The sequence below is a fragment of the Aeromonas sp. 2692-1 genome (genome assembly GCF_013085505.1).
In the GTDB taxonomy this organism is placed as follows: domain Bacteria; phylum Pseudomonadota; class Gammaproteobacteria; order Enterobacterales; family Aeromonadaceae; genus Aeromonas; species Aeromonas hydrophila.
This window is the reverse complement of sequence record NZ_CP038513.1, coordinates 1,356,667-1,374,828: the sequence shown is the minus strand read 5'-3', so window position 1 is coordinate 1,374,828 and position 18,162 is coordinate 1,356,667. Positions and strand designations below refer to the sequence as shown.

At 64.6% G+C, this 18,162-nt stretch carries 15 protein-coding genes and 2 pseudogenes; 8 read left to right on the top strand and 9 right to left on the bottom strand.

The features are described 5' to 3' along the window. Positions 1-51: 51 nt before the first annotated feature. Both E5E97_RS06735 and E5E97_RS06730 read left to right on the top strand, forming a co-directional pair. Positions 52-1,320, top strand: coding sequence for an O-acetylhomoserine aminocarboxypropyltransferase/cysteine synthase family protein (locus E5E97_RS06735; protein WP_171280014.1), 1,269 nt, complete (start codon positions 52-54; stop codon positions 1,318-1,320). 108 nt (positions 1,321-1,428) lie between these two features. Continuing rightward, positions 1,429-2,057, top strand: a pseudogene (locus E5E97_RS06730) (glutathione S-transferase family protein). Positions 2,058-2,133: 76 nt separating this feature from the next. Here E5E97_RS06730 and E5E97_RS06725 read toward each other — a convergent pair. Beyond that, positions 2,134-3,308, bottom strand: a pseudogene (locus tag E5E97_RS06725) (iron-containing alcohol dehydrogenase). 210 nt (positions 3,309-3,518) lie between these two features. Between E5E97_RS06725 and E5E97_RS06720 the strand changes: the two are divergent. After that, positions 3,519-4,100, top strand: a complete 582-nt coding sequence (locus E5E97_RS06720) for a hypothetical protein (protein WP_029301853.1) — start codon at positions 3,519-3,521, stop codon at positions 4,098-4,100. A gap of 197 nt (positions 4,101-4,297) precedes the next feature. Here the strand turns inward: E5E97_RS06720 and E5E97_RS06715 are convergent, their stop codons facing one another. Continuing rightward, complete coding sequence (locus tag E5E97_RS06715; RefSeq protein ID WP_118882011.1) at positions 4,298-4,750, bottom strand: hypothetical protein; 453 nt, start codon at positions 4,748-4,750, stop codon at positions 4,298-4,300. A gap of 465 nt (positions 4,751-5,215) precedes the next feature. On the opposite strand from E5E97_RS06715, the gene E5E97_RS06710 reads away from it, so the two are divergent. Beyond that, complete coding sequence (locus E5E97_RS06710; protein ID WP_118882012.1) at positions 5,216-6,688, top strand: C69 family dipeptidase; 1,473 nt, start codon at positions 5,216-5,218, stop codon at positions 6,686-6,688. Positions 6,689-6,749: 61 nt separating this feature from the next. Here E5E97_RS06710 and E5E97_RS06705 read toward each other — a convergent pair whose 3' ends face one another. The 3 genes from E5E97_RS06705 to E5E97_RS06695 are packed head-to-tail and all read right to left on the bottom strand — an operon-like array spanning position 6,750 to position 8,271. Further along, entirely contained in the window at positions 6,750-7,496 is a 747-nt protein-coding gene (locus tag E5E97_RS06705) for an SDR family oxidoreductase (protein ID WP_118882013.1), read from the bottom strand. Between the two features lie 56 nt (positions 7,497-7,552). Then, on the bottom strand, positions 7,553-7,798 hold the full coding sequence (locus E5E97_RS06700; protein WP_011704472.1) for a DUF3624 domain-containing protein: 246 nt from the start codon (positions 7,796-7,798) through the stop codon (positions 7,553-7,555). A 14-nt stretch (positions 7,799-7,812) separates the two neighbouring features. Further along, positions 7,813-8,271, bottom strand: coding sequence for a GNAT family N-acetyltransferase (locus E5E97_RS06695; RefSeq protein WP_024946079.1), 459 nt, complete (start codon positions 8,269-8,271; stop codon positions 7,813-7,815). A gap of 186 nt (positions 8,272-8,457) precedes the next feature. Here E5E97_RS06695 and E5E97_RS06690 point away from each other — a divergent pair, with 186 nt between their 5' ends. Then, the gene (locus E5E97_RS06690) at positions 8,458-9,900 is read left to right on the top strand and encodes a RimK family protein (RefSeq protein WP_171280013.1); all 1,443 of its coding nucleotides are present in this window, start codon (positions 8,458-8,460) and stop codon (positions 9,898-9,900) included. A gap of 24 nt (positions 9,901-9,924) precedes the next feature. Beyond that, positions 9,925-10,458, top strand: a complete 534-nt coding sequence (locus tag E5E97_RS06685) for an MgtC/SapB family protein (RefSeq protein ID WP_162902044.1) — start codon at positions 9,925-9,927, stop codon at positions 10,456-10,458. A 55-nt stretch (positions 10,459-10,513) separates the two neighbouring features. Here the strand turns inward: E5E97_RS06685 and E5E97_RS06680 are convergent, their stop codons facing one another. The 3 genes from E5E97_RS06680 to E5E97_RS06670 form a co-directional block, all read right to left on the bottom strand. Continuing rightward, a complete protein-coding gene (locus E5E97_RS06680) occupies positions 10,514-12,133 on the bottom strand; it encodes an alpha-amylase family protein (protein WP_171280012.1) in 1,620 nt (539 codons plus the stop codon). A gap of 123 nt (positions 12,134-12,256) precedes the next feature. Beyond that, the gene (locus E5E97_RS06675) at positions 12,257-14,224 is read right to left on the bottom strand and encodes a TonB-dependent copper receptor (protein ID WP_118882016.1); all 1,968 of its coding nucleotides are present in this window, start codon (positions 14,222-14,224) and stop codon (positions 12,257-12,259) included. Between the two features lie 245 nt (positions 14,225-14,469). Next, positions 14,470-14,727, bottom strand: a complete 258-nt coding sequence (locus tag E5E97_RS06670; protein WP_029304479.1) for a DUF2442 domain-containing protein — start codon at positions 14,725-14,727, stop codon at positions 14,470-14,472. Between the two features lie 259 nt (positions 14,728-14,986). Here E5E97_RS06670 and E5E97_RS06665 point away from each other — a divergent pair, with 259 nt between their 5' ends. Further along, positions 14,987-16,951 carry an LTA synthase family protein gene (locus E5E97_RS06665; RefSeq protein WP_118882017.1) on the top strand — a complete coding sequence of 655 codons (1,965 nt, stop codon included), beginning with the start codon at positions 14,987-14,989 and terminating at the stop codon, positions 16,949-16,951. A 57-nt stretch (positions 16,952-17,008) separates the two neighbouring features. Here E5E97_RS06665 and E5E97_RS06660 read toward each other — a convergent pair whose 3' ends face one another. After that, positions 17,009-17,479 (bottom strand): Lrp/AsnC family transcriptional regulator, encoded by a 471-nt coding sequence (locus E5E97_RS06660; RefSeq protein WP_011704464.1) that lies wholly within the window; start codon positions 17,477-17,479, stop codon positions 17,009-17,011. Positions 17,480-17,638: 159 nt separating this feature from the next. On the opposite strand from E5E97_RS06660, the gene E5E97_RS06655 reads away from it, so the two are divergent. Beyond that, positions 17,639-18,157 carry a cyclin-dependent kinase inhibitor 3 family protein gene (locus E5E97_RS06655; RefSeq protein ID WP_162902046.1) on the top strand — a complete coding sequence of 173 codons (519 nt, stop codon included), beginning with the start codon at positions 17,639-17,641 and terminating at the stop codon, positions 18,155-18,157. Positions 18,158-18,162 lie beyond the last annotated feature (5 nt).

Genomic DNA, 18,162 nt, shown 5'->3' with positions numbered 1-18,162 from the left:
CGTCTATCCATCTATAACTGCTATCCAGCAACATCCAACAAGGAGTGTGTGATGAAAGATGCGACCCTGGCCCTGCACCACGGCTTTGCCAACGACCCCACCACCAAGGCCGTCGCCGTGCCCATCTACCAGACGGTGGCCTACGAGTTCGAGAGCGCCCAGCACGGGGCGGATCTGTTCAATCTGGCGGTGCCTGGCAACATCTACACCCGCATCATGAACCCCACCAACGACGTGCTGGAGCAGCGGATGGCCGCGCTGGAAGGGGGGATCGCCGGCCTGGTGGTCTCGGCGGGTTCCGCCGCCATCACCTACGCTATCCAGGCGCTGACCGCCGCCGGTGACAACATCGTCTCCACCCCCCAGCTCTATGGCGGCACCTACACCCTGTTCGCCCACATGCTGCCGAGCTTCGGGGTCGAGGTACGCTTCGCCAAGGATGACAGCGCCGAGGCCATCGCCGCCCTCATCGACGACAAAACCAAGGCGGTTTACTGCGAGAGCATCGGCAACCCGGCGGGCAACATCGTCGATCTGGCGGCCTTCGCCAAGGTGGCCCACGCCCGTGGTGTGCCGCTCATCGTCGACAACACGGTCGCCACCCCGGTGCTGTGCAAACCCATCGAACACGGCGCCGATCTCGTGGTGCACAGCCTGACCAAGTACGTGGGTGGCCACGGCAACTCGCTGGGGGGCGTCATCGTCGACTCGGGCAAGTTCCCTTGGGCGGATCACGCCGAGCGCTTCCCCCAGCTGACCAAACCCGAACCTTCATATCACGGGGTGGTCTACACCGAGGCCTTTGGCCCGGCCGCCTTCATCGGGCGGGTGCGCACAGTGCCGCTGCGCAACACCGGCGCCGCGCTGGCGCCGATGAACGCCTTCCTGCTGCTGCAAGGGCTGGAAACCCTGAGCCTGCGCATGGAGCGCCACGTGGACAACGCCCTGCGGGTGGCCCATCACCTCAAGCACCACCCCAAGGTGGCCTGGGTCAGCTACGCCGGTCTGCCGGGTCACCCCCACTACCTGCTGGCGGAGAAATACATGGCCGGCCGCCCCTCGGCCATCCTCTCGTTCGGCCTGAAGGACGGCTACGAGGCCGGGGTGCGTTTCTACGATGCGCTCAAGATCTTCAAGCGGCTGGTCAACATTGGCGACGCCAAGTCGCTGGCCTGCCACCCTGCCTCCACCACCCATCGCCAGTTGAGCGAGGCGGAGCAGGCCAAGGCCGGGGTGAAACCTGAGATGATCCGGCTGTCGGTGGGGATCGAAGCCATCGAGGACATACTGGCGGATCTGGATCAGGCACTGGAGGCATAAGTCAGGTGTTGAGCGAGCGGGCATCCAGCCCGCTCTTTTTTGGCCAGCGGTGAACCTGCCACCGCGCCGCTGCGTATCACCGCCTTCCGTCACTGCATCGAGGTTTCCATGATAGTCCTGCACCACCTGAACAAATCCCGCTCCCAACGCATCATCTGGCTGCTCGAAGAGCTGGGCCTGCCCTATGAGATCAAGGCGTATCAGCGCGACGCCACCACCTTTCTGGCGCCGCCCGAGCTCAAGGCCATCCACCCCTCGGCAAGTCGCCGGTCATCGAGTTCGACGGCCGGGTACTGGCGGAGTCGGGCGCCATCACAGAGTATCTGATCGCCCGCCATGCCCCGGAACGGCTGGCACCGGCTCAAGATAGCCCCGACTATGCAGAATACCTGCAGTGGCTCCACTTCGCCGAAAGCTCCGGCATTCTGCCACTGCTGCTCGACATGTTCGTGCGCAAGGACGGCAGCCCGATGCGCTTCCTGCCGGACTACGCCAAAGCCGAGTGCGCCAAGGTGCTGGGCTATCTCAACGATGTATTGGCAAGCCGCCGCTACCTGGTGGCCGATCGCCTCACCGGCGCCGACATCCTGAACTCCTTCCTGGTGGATCTGCTGGCGCAAAGCGGCCAGCTGGCCCAGTTCCCGCATCTGCAGGCCTACTGGCAGCGCCTCAACACTCACCCGGCCCGCCAGAAGGCGGCGGCGCTGGAGCGCGAACTGGACCGCAGCGCCGGATAAACGGCCGCGCTTGGCGACACCATGCAAAACGCCCCGATGATCGGGGCGTTCTCTTTTCCGGTCGGCGGCCAGATGCTCAGAGCGCGTGGGACAGGATCCTGGCTACCTTGTCGGGATCGATGTCCTGCTGCTCCCCGAGCGCGGTCAGGCCGAAACGCTTGAGGTTGGAGCAGATGCCGGGGATGCAGCTCTCGCTCAGCCCGTAGTCGGCGAGGCGGGTGCCCACCCCCATCTGCTGGAAGAACTGCTCGGTGCGGATAATCGCCTCCTCGATGCGCAGCGCCTTGTCCTCACGGCTGGAGTGCCATACCCGCTCGGCGAACTGGGCCAGCTTCTCCTGCTTCTGGGCCGATTGCTCCCGCAGCAGGGAGGGCAGCACCACCGCCAGACTCTGGGCATGATCCAGCCCGTGCAGGGCGGTGAGCTGGTGACCGATGGCGTGGGTGGACCAATCCTGCGGCACACCGCGACCGATGAGGCCGTTGAGCGCCAGGCTGGCCGCCCACATCAGGTTGGCGCGCACCTGGTAGTTGGTGGGCTCCGTCAGCGCGCGCGGACCGTTGTCCACCAGCACCTGCAGCAGGCCTTCCGCCAACCGGTCCTGCACCTCGCCCCCCACCGGGAAGGTGAGGTACTGCTCGATGATGTGGACGAAGGCGTCTACCACCCCGTTGCCCACCTGGCGTGGCGGCAGGCTGTAGGTGGTCGTGGGATCCAGCACCGCAAACACCGGCTGTACCAGCGGGTTCATGAAGGAGAGCTTGGCCTCCCCGCGGCTCACCACGGCGGCCGGGTTGCTCTCCGAGCCGGTGGCCGGCAGGGTCAGCACGCAGCCCAGTGGCAGCGCCCCCTTGATGGGGCCTTGTGCAGCAGGATCTCCCAGGGATCCGCCCCCTCGAAACAGGCCGCGACGGCCACGAACTTGCTGCCATCCACCACGGAACCGCCGCCGACCGCCAACAGGAAGTCGATGCGCTCGCGCTTGACCAGGGCCACCGCCTCCATCAGCTGATCGTACTGCGGGTTGGCACCGATGCCGGGAAACTCCAGCCACTCCCGTCCCGCCAGCGCCTGGGTCAACTGCTCATAGACCCCGTTCTGTTTGATGCTGCCGCCGCCGTAGAGCACCAGCAGGCGGCTGCCGGCCGGGATCAGTTCGGGCAGCTTGGCGATCTGGCCTTCACCGAAACAGACGCGGGTAGGATTGGCATATTGGAAGTTGTACACGGCAGAGCCCTCGGTTGAATGCATGCAGGGGAATTGTGCGCCTGTGGCTCCGGCAGGTCAAAAAACGGGAGCCGGCTATCAGATTGCACAGCGGGGGGCGGGTCGCCGAAAGGAAGTCGTGCGGCGCCGCCCCTGTTTCTTTGCCGCTCTGCTATGGTCTCTCTGGGAACCGGGTGCGCAACCCTCAGCGCCCGCTCCCGCCCTCTTCACTCTTTTGCTCATAAGGTCTGACACATGAAACTCAAGCATGCATGGATTGCCGGTTTGCTTTCCCTCTCGACCTGTCTGGCGCAGGCTGCCGAGGTGGCGACCGAAGTCACCACGGCCCCTGGCAAGGCCAACCTGGTGGAAGCCGTCTCGGCCCAGGCCACGGTCACCGCCATCGACATGGCCAGCCGCAAGGTCAGCCTGAAAAATGCCGCCGGCGAGGCGTTCGACATCGTCGCCGGTGAGCAGGTCACCAACCTGGCCAACCTCAAGGTGGGCGACGTGGTGGCACTCCGCTACCTGCAGATGCTGGATCTGGAGCTGCTCAAGGGCACCGCCGGGGTGAGAAAACGCATCGTGGAAGTGGCGGCTGGCAAGGCCGAAGCAGGTGAGAAGCCGGGCGCCGGGATCGGCAAAAAGGTCACTCTCTATGGCGACGTCATCGCGGTCGACAAGGGGCAGCAGACCATCACGGTGAAGGGGGTGGATCACACCCTGGTGCTCAAGGTACACAACCCGGCCCAGTTTGCGCTGATCGCCAAGGGCGACCAGATCAAGGCCGTTCAGACCCAGGCGGTGGGGATCGGCATTCTGCCCGAGAAGAAGTAGCGACGGCCTGAGTCGATGCAGCGGCCGGACGCCGTCCGGTCACCAAGGGAGTGGCAGTCGCCCTCCCTTTTTTGCTGCCGCGGTGGCGGCGCACAGCGGCCCGTGCTGCCCGCATAGGCAACCCGCTCATGGTGCCTGCACAGGGGCAAGTGATTGCCCCCACCGACCATGGATTGCCGTTCGAGTCATCCCACCGTTCAGGCGTTCTTGGTTTCTTCCTTGCTGCTGCTCTTCTTGCCGGTGAGGCGGTCCATCGCATCCTGCAACATGGCGTCCCGCTGCTCGTTGAGCGGCTTGCTCTGCTCCGCCCGCTCTTCGGCAGTCAGCTGCCTGTTGTCGGCAATCGTCTTGAGCTTCTCTTCTATCTCGTTGAACTTCTTGCGATCAAAGCCGAGCGCCTTGTCCACCAGCTGCTGCATCACGCCCCCCTTGTCGGAGCCGATGTCGAGCGCCGGCGGCAGCTTGCTGTTCTTGGCCAGGTGTTCATAGGTCAGCGCCTGCTGGGCCTGGCCAGTGATCCGCTGGGAGGAGAGGTTGACCAGATCTTCCCAGCCGCCACCCTGACCGCTGTCGGCACTGCTGAGGGTGGCGAGGGCGCGGTTGTTGGAGGCGCTCTGGGCAAGCTGCTGGCTGTAGGGTTTGATATCCATGGGGGCTCCAGTCTGCATGCCGATCCGGCATGACGAGGTCGCTGATTCGATGGCATGAGGCGCCAGGCCCCATCATTGGCAATAAAACCAGCAAGTTGCAGGCCAACTTGCCAGATTGGCGCGGATCCCGGCTCGCACGGGCTCGCGAGCTGATCCATGGCCATCTCGACGTCAGAATTATGACGCTGCGCTGCCCAATCGGCAGCTTCTGGTGCATATCGCTGCCTTTTTCACTCTTTACCAGACAAAGCAAAGGAACGACTCATGGATCACAAAACAAACAACCAACGAGGCATACAATTTCGGCGCACAAAACGACCAGCAAGCAGTGTTATGGATGAAATGTTTGCGTCATCGACCATGAGCAGCACGATCCCCCGGCAGCGTATCGGCGGCCGATCGCACTGCGGCAGACCTGCATCCCACCGCCTGGCTTTCACTCACAGTTACGCTTCGGGCAATCCCATGAAAAAACACACCTTGAGTCTTCTCTCCGCCACCCTGCTCACCCTGCTTGGCACCAGTGCCGACGCCTGTACCGGCCTCATCGTCGGCAAGGGCGCCAGTGCCGATGGCAGCGTGATGATCGCCAGAAACGAGGATTTTGGCGTCAACAACTGGAACAAGTACCTGGCCTTCCGGCCCGCCCAGCAGAACGAGGGCACAATCTGGAAACTGGGCAACGGGCTGGAAGTGCCGATGCCCAAGGCCTTCTTCGCCTACTCCGCCATCCGCGACTGGGATGCGACGTCCAGCGACCCGGCCGGCAAATATTATGAAGAGCGCGGCATCAACGAATTCAACGTCGCCATCTCGGCCACCACCAGCGCCGAGGTCAACGACAAGGCCCAGAAAGCCGATCCGCTGATTGAGAAGGGGATCATCGAGGCCATCATCCCCACCCTGATCCTGCCGCAGGCCAAGACGGCCAAAGAGGGGGTCGCACTGCTCGGCCGCTATGTGGAGCAATATGGCGCCGGGGAAGGCAACAGCCTCTATCTGGCGGATGTGAACGAGGCCTGGCTGATGGAGATCGGCTCCGGCCACCACTGGATCGCGGTGCGGGTGCCGGACGACAGCTACGCCATGGTGGCCAACGGCCTGCGCATCCACGGCGTCAATCTCGACGGCGCCGATGTGCTGCACTCACCCAAGCTGCTGGAGTTCGTGCGCGAACACAAACTGCTGGATAACGCCAACCCGAAAGACTTCAACTTCGCCAAGGCATTCGGGGTCATCGCCGACCCCTACAACGTGGATCGGGAGTGGCTTGGCCAGAAAATGCTGACTGCCTCCCACAAACAAGCGACCCGGCAGGCGCAATATCCACTCTTTATGAAGCCGGATGCTCCCATCGCCGTGCCGGACGTGGCCAGGCTGCTGAGCGCCACCTATGACGGCACGCCGCTGGCCGGCAAGGCGGAGCGGCCGATCCGCATCGACAGGCAGCTCGAATCCCACGTCATCCAGCTGCGCAAGGAGATGCCCAAAGAGCTGCAGGGGCTTATCTGGCAGAGCTACGGCGTGCTGGCCGAATCGGTGATGGTGCCGCTCTACAACACCCTGGAATCCTACCCCCTGCCCTATCGCACCGGCAGCGACAGCTACTCCGATGATTCCGCCTACTGGCAGTTCCGCAGCCTGACCGCGCTGGCCAGCGCCGATCCGGACAAGTACCTGCCGCTGCTGCGCGGCGTCTGGAGCAAGGAGAGCAGCAAGCTCTACCAGGAGGTGGCTCTGCTCGACCAGAGCCTGAAGCAGGCCTATGCCAGCGACAAGGCTACCGCCATCGGGCTGGCCGCCGACTACTCCTATGGCCAGCTGGAGCAGACCTATCAGATGGCCAAAGAGCTGCGCTACAAGCTGATGACGGATCTCACCAAGCGCACCGAGCAGAAGTACTCGCCCGAGGAGTTCAAGAAGATCATGAGCCTTTAAACAGGCCACCAAAACAAAGAGGCTCCAAGGGGAGCCTCTTTTATTTCGTCAGCTGCCGCCATCAGCGACGGCTGATATTGAGCGGGCCGAAGGTCTGCGCCACCGGCATGATCTCGATGCTGTTGATGTTGACGTGGGCCGGCTGTTGGCTCACCCAGAGCACTGTATTGGCGATGTCTTCCGGCTGGATCGCCTGCACGCCCTGATAGACGGTGGCCGCCTTGGCGTCGTCACCGTGGAAGCGCACGTTGGAGAACTCGGTACCACCGCACAGGCCCGGCTCCACGTTGGTGACACGGATGGCGGTGCCCGCCAGATCGGCGCGCAGGTTGAGGCTGAACTGCTTCACAAACGCCTTGGTGGCGCCGTAGACGTTGCCGCCCGGATAGGGGTAGGTGCCGGCGATGGAGCCGATGTTGATCACGTGACCGCGATTGCGCGCCACCATGCCCGGCAGCAGCAGGCGGGTGAGCAGGGTCAGACCGCTGATGTTGGTGGCGATCATCTGCTCCCAGTCTTCCAGATCCGCCTTGTGGGCCGGCTCCAGCCCCAGCGCCAGCCCGGCGTTGTTGACCAGCAGATCCACCTCGCGCCACTCGGCAGGCAGCCCGTCGATGGCGGCGCGGGTGGCCGCCTTGTCCTGCACGTCGAACACCAGCGGCAGGAACTGCCCACCCAGCTCGTCGGCCAGCGCCGCCAGCCGTTCGCCGCGACGGCCGGTACCGATCACCTTGTAGCCAGCCTGCACCAGCTGACGGCTGATGGACTCACCAAACCCGGACGAGGCGCCCGTTACCATTGCTATCATCTGAACCTCCATATCTACAGCGCTATTGTTATTTATCTGTTTGAAATCAATCTGATTCATTCATCGCTCAATTCACGTCCGGTCGCCCTGCGCCAGACAAACACCAGCAGGTGGAGCAGCAACAGGCCCGATCCCCCCAGCGCGAACAGCAGGCCGGTGAGGGCGTTGACCGAGGTGTCGGCGCCACACCACCACCAGACCAGCCAGCCGACCAGGCCGATGACGAAGGTCTGGCCGGCGCAGACCGGGCAGCGCCCCAGCTTGGCCTTGATGGCGGTGGCGAGGCAGTTGTCGCAGCTCATCCCCTCTTCCTCTCTCAGGCCTGCTTCAGCGCCAGCACCAGCCGGTGGGCGTGCTGACCGTGACCATAATAATCCGGCAGCTTCTGTCTGGGCCGAAAACCCAGCTCGCGATAGAGGGCCTGCGCCTCTTCATTGGCATCACCGACCTCCAGCCGGATCGCCCCCCAGCCGGCCTCTTTGCCTTCCTGGATCACCTGCTCCAGCAGGCGGCGGGCCCAGCCTTGCCGGCGGATGGTCCAGCGGATGGCGAGGGTCTGGATGATCAGCCGATCCCAGCCCCTGTGCTCCAGCAGGCAGAGGTAGCCCATCAGCTGCTCCTGCTGGTCCAGCACCAGCAGGGTACGCCCCTTGGCGTGGGTCAGCAGATAGTGCCAGCGGCTGCGGCCAAAGGCGACTTCGGGGGGAAAACAGTAGCGTTCCAGCTTAACGATGGCGCCCAGATCATCGGTCCGGGCCGCGCGCACGGTCAACACGGGGAGTCCTTGTTCGGTTATTTATCTTCATCACCAAAAATGCGACTTGTATCACAAGTTACCAAGGCGGCATATTAGGCACTGTAACCTCTTGTTTCCCCTCGCGCCATTGTCGTGCTTGTCGGTGCATCGAAGCCCACTGGGGATCCTGCCATTCAAGGCAGTTTCATCTGTGGAGCCGAAAAAATGAGTACCTACGTCATCGTCGAAGAGCCGGGCGACTGGCCTTGCCATGCCGATTATCTGCTGACCGCCCGCACCTACCTGCAACACGGGGTGCCCACCACCGGCGGCCGCCCCCGCATCATCAACCTCTGCCGCAATCTGGAGCACCTCAGTGCCGGCTACTACTGCTCGCTGCTGGCCCAGGCCCGCGGCCACCACTGCCTGCCGGGTTTGCAGGCCATCAGCCAGCTGCAGCCCCAGCAGCCGCCTGCCAAGCTGTGGCGAAAATTGCAGGGCTGGCTGGCCCTGCAGAGCGAAGACAGGATCCGGGTGCGCGCCATCTTCGGCCAGTGCGAGCAGAGCGAGCTGGCGGGGCTGGCCCGCTACTACTACGGCCTGAGCCAGCTGCCGCTGCAGGAGCTGACCCTCAAGCGCGGCCGCCACGGCTGGTCGGTGCGCCAGCAGCAGAGCCTGTCACCGCTGGCGCTGAGCCCTAGCGAGAAAGAGTTGATGCTGCACCACGCCCAGGCACTGGTGGGCACCGGTGACGAGGAGCAGGCGGCGCCGCTCTACCAGCTCGCCATCCTGGTCGACCCCAACGACGGTCGCGCCAGTAGCGACGCCCTTGCGCTGGAACGTTTCATCAAGGCAGCCGCGGCGCAGGGGATCCGGGCCGAGATCCTGGCGCCGTCCGCCATCGAACGGCTGCCGGAGTTCGATACCCTCTGGCTGCGCTCCGAGACGGCGGTCGGCCACTACACCTTCGAATTTGCCCGCCGCGCCGAGCAGCTCAAGATGCCGGTGATCGACAGCTCCCGCGCCATCCTCGCCTGCAGCAACAAGCTCTACCTCTACGAGCTGATGGTGCGCAGCGGCGTGCCCATGCCACCCACCATGGTGGTGACCCGCCGCGGCCGCCACCACGTGGATGAACTGGTGCAGCGGCTCGGTCTGCCGCTGATGGTGAAGGTGCCCGACGGGGCGCAGGGGCGCGATCTGGCCATGGCCAGCGACGAACAGCAGTTGGCTCGCCTGCTGGATGAGGGGCTGGCCCGCTCCGCCCTGCTGCTGATGCAAAGCCGGATCCCCGCCGAGTTCGACTGGCGCATCGGCTTTCTCGACGGCTCGCCGCTGTTTGCCTGCCGCCGTTTCCGCCCCGAGCCCGGCAACCGTATCCGCCGCCGCAAGCACCCCCTCGACATGAGCCGCATTGAGGCGCTGCCGCTCAACGAGGTGCCGGAGCGGGTGTTGCAGACCGCCCGCCGTGCGGTGCATCAGCTCGGCAACGGCCTGTTCGGGGTCGACCTGCGCCAGCAGGGGCGTGACTGCGTGCTGCTGGAAATCATCGACAATCCCTGGATACGTGGCGATATTGAGGACAGAGAGGTAAAGGACCTCTACGAGCGCCTCGCCCGGGCCTTCCGCCAGCGGCTGGAAAACCGGGGGCAGAGCGCGGCCGGATAACAAGCATCGAGAGCAGAGGTGGATATGATGACGACTGATTGGTGGGACATAGCGCCCCTTGGCTGGGAGAACATCCTGGTCTGTCTGGTGTGCGGCACCCTGGTAGGGCTGGAGCGGCAGCTGCGCGGCAAGCCGGTCGGTATCCGCACCTCCTCGCTCATCATCCTCGGCACCTACTGCTTTCTCGCCATCGGTGCCGCCGTCAGCCCCCAGAGCGCCGATCAGGCGCGGGTGCTGGGCCAGCTCATCACCGGCATCGGCTTTCTCGGCGCCGGGGTGATGATGACCCGGGATGGTCAGGTACTGGGGGTCACCTCCGCCGCCACCGTCTGGATGCTGGCCGCCCTCGGCGCCCTCATCGGCATGCAGATGCTGCACCAGGCGCTGCTGCTCACCGGCGTCACCCTCTCCATCCTGGTGGGGGTGGACTACCTGGAGACCAGCTTCAAGAGCCTGCGCCGCGGAGTCCACAACCGGCTGGAGAGCTGGCGGCACGGCAATGGCCACGTGCAGGCTGCCCCCCATCAGGACGAACTCGGCAGCGGCATCGAAAAGTAACTTCCCCCATGAAAAAAGGGCTCCATCACGGAGCCCTTTTTGTTGCCAGCCTCGCTCAGCGCACCAGCAGGAAGCGGCCGCTCAGCGGCGGCAAATCCACCGTCACGCTGCTGCCACCGATGGCCAGGCTCTCGCCGCTCTGCAGATCCACCAGGGCGCTGCCGCTGCGTAGCTTGCCGACCGGCACCGCGTAGCTCTGGGGCGTGCTTGAGACGTTGAGCAGGTAGACTACTTGCTCCGCCGCCGTCTGCTTGATGTCGCCATAGACGCTCCCCTCGGCCACCAGCTTGACCCGCTCCCCCTGATAGAGGGCGGGGTGGGCGGCGCGCAGGGCCAGCAGCTGGCTGAGCCACTGTTTCAGCTCGCTCTGCTCGCTGCTCGGCACGAAGCCGGTGGCACCCGGCACCTTGCCATCGCTGCGGGCCACGTGATCGTCACAAAGCCCCTGCGCGGCGCAGTCGCCCCCCACCTGCTGGGCAAAGCCCGGCACCTCGTCGCCAAACTCCTCGCCGTAGTAGAGGGTGATGGGGCCGGAGCGGGCCGCCAGGAAGCTGAAGGCCGCCTTGTGGCGCTGCCAGTAGTCCGCCGGATTGAAGTTGCCGCGCTCCAGCAAATCGCCGAAGCGCACCAGATCGTGGTTGCCCAGCATCAGGTTGGGCATGGCGTGGTTCGGGTAGTTCTCCACCTTGTTCCAGCTGGCGTCGAGCACGCTGGCCCCCTGCCCGCCCTTGCCGGACTCCTCCACCGCCAGCGCCTGCACCAGGCCGTAACGCAGCGGGAAGTCGAACGCCGAGGAGAGCGCCGGGTTGTCGCTCGGCCCATACGCCTGGGCGCGGATCTCGTCGGCGCCCTTCCACACCTCGCCCACCATGTAGCCGAGGGTGCCCCACTGCTGGCCGGCGGTCTTGCGCGCCGCGCTGACCCGCTCCACTTCGCTGCGAATGGCGCGCCAGTCGTCGAGGCCGAGCTGATAGGCCTGATCGAGGCGCCAGCCATCGATGCCGTACTGCTCGACCCAGTAGCGGGCCACCTCCTTGAAGTAGGCGAGGCTCTGAGGCTGGCTGTAATCCACCAGCTGGCCGGGATAACCGGCTCCGCCGCTCTTGAGGGCGGGCAGCCGTCCTTCGGGCGAGGGTTTGCTCACCCCCACCTTGTTGACGTGACCGAACACCCCGTCGAGGAAGACGTAGAGGCCACGCTGATGCGCTCCGTCCACCAGCTGCTTGAGCTGGACGTTGCTGCCGAAGTTGGGGTCCACGTTGAAGAAGTCGCAGGCGAAGTAGCCGGTGGCATCCAGCTTGTCGTCACCGCCTTGCCCCGCGCAGGAGTCGAACACCGGGGTCAGCCAGATGGCGTTGACGTTGAGGCTCTTGATGTGGTCCAGGCTGTCGATGATCCCCTGCAGATCGCCGTTGTGCTGGGAGGGACCGTAGCCGACGCCGTAGTTGGCGCTGCCGTCGCCGTCGACGAACGACTCCACCATCACCTGATAGGTGCGCAGGTTGCAGGCCGGCTGATCATTGCCGTAGCAGGCGCGGCTGGCGGTGGCCGGCGGCGGGTTGGTGACCGGGGGCTGCTGAGGCTCGCTGGAGCCGCTCCCGCCGCCGCTGCCGCAAGCCGTCAATAACAGGGCGGCCCCGATGAGGCCGCCATGGCGCAACGTTCCTTGTTTCATTGTTATGTTCCCGCTGTGGTGGTATCGACGCCCAAAGCGCCACTCTGAGGCCATGATAGCGGCCCCGCCCGCACGGGTCTGTGACTGAAAACGTTACCTGGCTCAGTCGGTTGGCGCGCCGACCTAGAGCACGCCGGCCGAGGCGAAGCGGTAACTGACCGAGAGCCAGTAGGCACGGCCCGGCTCCGGAATCCGCCCCACCTGCTCGTAACCCAGCCCGGCCTGACTGGCGTGTACCGACTTGGAGAGGTGCTCGTAGTAGAAGGTGTCGAACAGGTTGTCGACCCCGGCCGACAGCTGCCAGCCCGGCTGGAACTGCCAGGCGGCGCTCAGGTTCATGGTGAAGAAGCCTGGGGTCTCCCCCTGATCCTGACCGGCTACCGTGCCGGAGCCCACATCGACCCGATCCTGCGCGGCCACGGCGCGGCCCAGCAGGGTCAGATTCCACGCCTCGGTTGGCTGCCAGCCCAGCGCCAGCTTGCCATCGAGCGGTGGCATCTGGGCCAGCGGCTGGTGATCGCTCTGGTTTTCGCCGTAGACCACCGCCAGACCGCCATCGAGGCGCCACTGCTCGGCAAACTGCCAGCGCCCTTCCAGCTCGCCACCACGGGTCTGGGCGTCGATGTTGCGCACCTTGTTCGACTTGTTGTTATAGAGCAGGTAGTCCTGAATGTCGGCGCTAAAGAGGGAGAGGGTCAGATCCAGTTCGCGGCTGCGCAGGGCCAGCCCCGCATCCCACTGACGGCTGCGCTCCGGGTTGAGAGTGAAGGGCACGCTGTCCTTGCTGCGCTCCCAGTAGTCCGGCGCCCGTTTCGCCTGGCCCCAGGCCAGGTAGCTCGACCAGGCCGGCGACCACTGGTATTCGTAGCGGCCAAAGCCGCTGTCCAGGGTCAGGGTATCGCTGTAGAGGGTCTGATCCCCCGCGCCGTAACGGGTGGTCTCGACCCTGTCCTGCCGGTAACCCCCCTTGTAGCTGTGGGCCCCCTGCTGGCGGCCCAGCTCGGCAAAGCCGCCCTGCTGCTCGAAGCGCAGGGTGCGCTGGCGCGGCTGGCTGGCGTAATCCACCCCGCTGCGGGCCCTGTGCTGATCCCGGTTGGCATCGAGCCCGGCGGTCAGCAGCCAGTCGGCCGGCAGGGCGATGTCGTTGGCCCAGCGCCCGCCGGTGTTGCGCCGGTCCGGGTTGGAGAGCATCTTCATGCCGCTGTTCGGGCGCAGGCTGAAGTTGTCCATGATGTGGTCGATGTCGTTGTCCCACAGGGTCAGCTCGCTGCGCTGCCAGTGGCGGCTGATCTGCTCCTGCCTGAGCTTGAGGCCGAAGGATTCGCGGTCAAACATGGGACCGTCCATGGTGCGATCCGCATAGGCGGCGCGGGCGTTGCTGCGCTCGGCGGTGAGTTCGAGCCAGGTGTGCTCACTGGGCGTCCAGCCGAGCTGGGCGGTGCCGTTCTCGCGTCGATAGAAGGAGCGCACCTTGTCGCCGTGGCCGTCGCCATAATCATCGCTGTCGGAGTGGGTGAACTGGCCGCGCAGATAGCCCTGCGGCGCCCCTACTGTGGCATCCAGCATCTGGTCGTCTCGCCCGAAACTGCCATAGAGCGCCGATGCCTCGGCCTTGATGCCGGGGGCGGTGAACTCGGGCCTGTCCCGCTCGAACAGCACGGTACCCGCCAGGGTCGCGCCCTGCTCGAGGGATTGCGGTCCCTTCAGCACCCGGATCCGGTCGAAAGATTGAGGAAAAACATAGGCGGTGGGCGGGTCCATCCGGCCGCCGCAGCCACCGGCCAGCATGCCGCCATCCATCTGCACGTTGAGGCGGGACATGCCCATCCCCCGCAGCACGGGATCGCCGCCCAGGCCCCCCTTGCGCACCATGCTCATGCCGGTAACGTTTTTGAGGTAACCGGCACCGTCAGCCGCCGGCATGGGGGAGCCTGGCTTCTTGGGATCCAGGGTCACCTCCAGGGTGCTGGCGGGGCGACTGGCGACCACCACCATGGGCTCCAGTTGCTGAACCGGCTCTTGGCCGGCGGCGCCGTGACAGGCGAAACCGCCCACCAGCAGGGCCAGCGGGGTGCGCATATGACAAGCCATACTCTTTCCTTATCTCTTTGTTTATTTTGTTTTTTTAATTTCGGCCGACAAACCATTCAGCTGCTGGAAGGTTTGCCGTCAGGCTGCAAAAAAGGCCTGCGGCGCGGTGGCGGCAAGCCCTCAGAGGCGAAGCCAAGCTAGGGTTGGCAAAATGTTGCGCAGGTTTTACCCAAATTGGGTGAGGAAGGCAAACGCTCAAACATTCCCGTTACAGGAATCTTGGTATGGCTCACAAAAACAGGGGGTTAGCTGAACGCTTCCCGCTCGTCGATGGGTTTGATCAGGTGATAGACCTCGTGGGCCGACAGGGTACAGCCGGCAGGCCACTCCAGCTGGTGGTGGCGATTGATGAAGACTCGGGCGCAGCGCCGCTCCGAATCCAGCGCCGCAAACAGCGGCTGGGTGCGCCAGGGGGTCAGGTCCAGTGCCCCCGTGGTACCGTCCGAGAGCACCACGAACAGGCTCCACCCTTGCAAATATTCCACATCGATAAAGACCGGCATCCCTTCGGCTCCGATTGAGAAAATTCGGCGCCATTATAGATAAGCCCCCCGCACCGCTTTGCCGGCAGGATCACAGTTTTTCCAGCCGTTTATGCTGTCTTCGATCCCTGCGTGCCCTCACATAAAAATCATAAATCGTGCCAAAACATCCTTTTAAACAGCACCTACACGCAACCTTTCCCCGGGACCGCTGTCATAACCCTGCAATATAAAAACAATGCGCCCGTGGACGGGTGCAAACAGGCTTGTAGGAACAACAATGACCACTATCAGACGATGGCTGGGACCGTTTTGGCCCATCGCCGTTTTTTCATTGATCGCGCTAGTCTCTCTCTCCATCAGCCGGCTCGCGCTCGGCCTCTGGCAGCTGGAGCGGGTCGACGCCGTCGCCGGCTGGCAGGAGATGCTGCTGCAGGGGCTGCGGGTCGACTTCGCCACCCTCTGCTGGCTGTGGGGCGTGCCCGCCGTGTTCACCCTGCTGCTGGCCGGCCCCCATGCCGTGGGCCGTGCCTGGCTGCAGCTCATTCGGGTCTGGCTGACCCTGGGGCTCTGGCTGCTGCTCTTCCTGGAGATCTCCACCCCCTCCTTCGTGACCGAGTACGGGGTGCGACCCAACCGCCTCTACATCGAATACCTCATCTATCCCAAAGAGGTGTTCGCCATGCTGTGGGCCGGCCGCAAGGGCGAGCTGCTGCTGGCACTGCTGTTCAGCGGCGCCGTGCTGGCGGGCGGCTGGTGGCTGAGCGGCCGCTTGCTGCGCGGCATCAGCTTCCCGCGCTGGTACTGGCGGCCCGCCTTCGCCCTGCTGATCCTGGCCATCGGTTTTCTCGGTGCCCGCTCCAGCCTGGGTCACCGCGCCCTCAACCCGGCCATGGTGGCGTTTGCCAGCGATCCGCTGGTCAATACGCTGACCGTCAACTCCTCCTACTCCCTGTTCTTCGCCATCAAGCAGATGCGGGCCGAGGAGGATGCCAGCCAGTTCTACGGCGAGCTGCCCCGTCAGCGCATTCTGGATCTGGTTCGCCAGGAGAGCGGGCGCGAATCCCACGAATTCAGCTCCGACACCCTGCCCAGCCAGACCTTCAACGAGGCCAGCTACGGCGGCAAGCCGAAGAACCTGGTGATCCTGCTGCAGGAGAGCCTGGGTGCCCAGTTCGTCGGCTCCCTCGGCGGCCTGCCGCTCACCCCCAACATCGATGCCTTGTCGAAAGAGGGTTGGGCGTTCGAGCAGCTCTACGCCACCGGCACCCGTTCGGTACGCGGCATCGAGGCGGTGCTGACCGGCTTCACGCCGACCCCGGCCCAGGCCGTGGTCAAGCTCGGCAAGAGCCAGACCAACTTCTTCACCATCGCCGATCTGCTCAAGCAGCGGGGCTACGACACCAGCTTCATCTACGGCGGCGAGAGCCACTTCGACAACATGCGCAGCTTCTTCCTCGGCAACGGCTTCACCACCATCGTCGAGCAGAAGGACTTCAAGAACCCGGTGTTCGAAGGCTCCTGGGGCGCCTCTGACGAAGACTTGATGACCAAGGCCGACGAGACCTTCCAGGCACTCAGCAAGCAGGGCAAACCCTTCTTCAGCCTGGTGTTCAGCTCGAGCAACCACGATCCGTTCGAGTTTCCCGACGATCGCATCGCCCTCTACGAGCAGCCCAAGCAGACCCGCAACAACGCCGCCAAGTACGCGGACTACGCCATCGGCGAGTTCTTCAAGAAGGCGAAGCAGTCGGACTACTGGAAGGACACCCTGTTCCTGGTCATTGCCGATCACGACAGCCGGGTCAGCGGCGCCAGCCTGGTGCCCATCCCCCGCTTCCACATTCCGGGAGTCATAGTGGGTGACGGCATAGCGCCGAGACAGGATCCGCGCATCGTCAGCCAGATCGACATGGCGCCGACCCTGCTCTCCCTGATGGGGATCAGCGCCGACTACCCCATGCTCGGCAAGGATCTGACCCGCATGCCCGCCGACTGGCCGGGGCGCGCCATCATGCAGTACGACAAGAACTTCGCCCTGATGCGCGGCAAGGACGTAGTGATCCTGCAGCCGGAGCGGGCGCCGGAAGGCTTCATCTATGAGGATGCGACAGAGACGCTCACCCCGGCGCCGCAGCCGGCCACCATGAAGGATGCGGCCCTCGGCCTGGCGCTGTGGGGCAGCCTCGCCTACCAGCAGGGGCTCTACCGGACGGCGCAGGATACCCGCACCGTGCTGAACTGAGCGCAATAAAACAAAACCCGCCGATTGGCGGGTTTTTTGTAGGAGGCTGGCGGGGCGTCAGGTGTTGAGGAAGCAGGGCAGCGAGCGGCTGAACTTGTGCTCGAACACCAGCGAGGTCTCCAGGTGCACCACCTCTTCGCGGGAGGTGAAGTGATCGAACACGAAGTTGCGCAGGTGCTCGGTGTCGGCGACGCACAAATGCACCAGGAAGTCATCCTTGCCGCCCATGTGGAACAGGCTGATCACCTCGGGCAGGGCCAGGATGGCGTCGCGAAACGCATCGATGATCTGGCGGCTGTGGCGGGCCAGCTGCAGCGACACCATGGCCTGGATATGACCGCCGAGGGCCTGGTAATCCACCTCGCAGTGGGCGCCCTTGAGCACCCCGTCCTGCTGCAGCTTGCGTACCCGTTCCAGACAGGTGGACGGTGCCACCCCGACCAGCGCGGCCAGATCCTTGTTGGTCATGCCCGCATCGCGAAACAGATGGGCCAGGATATCCAAATCCAGTTGATCCAGGTTTCTCATCTTTACTCCTTGAACCGCTCAATTTTTTAGACTCTGCCCGTAAACCGGGCCGAACACAACGCAGATTGACATCGGGGCCGCGCCCCCTATGCTTTGGCGCACTCAAAAACCGGGTCAGGCCCGGATTGCCTCGCCGTTGCTGGCGTCATAAGGATCTTTATGCACCCGTCTCACCCCTTCTGGAGCCAGGAAGTCCCCCGCGTCGATGGCCAGTTGCTGCTGACCCCCTGCCCTGGCACCCAGCAGGTGGCGCTGCCGCTCGCGCTGGGCCAGCTCAAGCTGGCCGGGGCGCACGGCGTGCTGACCCTGATGACCGACGCCGAACTGGCCCGGCTTGAACTGGGCAGGCTTGGCCAGCAGATCGAGGCCGCCGGCATGCGCTGGTTCCAGCTGCCCATCGAGGACGATCAGGCTCCCGATGCCGCCTTCGAGGCCGCCTGGCGGCAGGCTCTGCCAGATCTCATCGGACTGCTGCGGGACGGCAAGCACCTGGTCATCCACTGCAAGGGCGGCAGCGGCCGCACCGGGCTGGTGGCGGCGGCCCTGCTGATGAGTTTGGGCCAGCCCCAGCAGGAGGCGATGACCGCCATTCGGGCCCATCGGCCCAAGGCCTTCACCCTGGCCTGCCACCGCCAATGGCTCGACGGGCTGGCGGCGCGGCTGGCCGAGGGCGACTGAGCCAG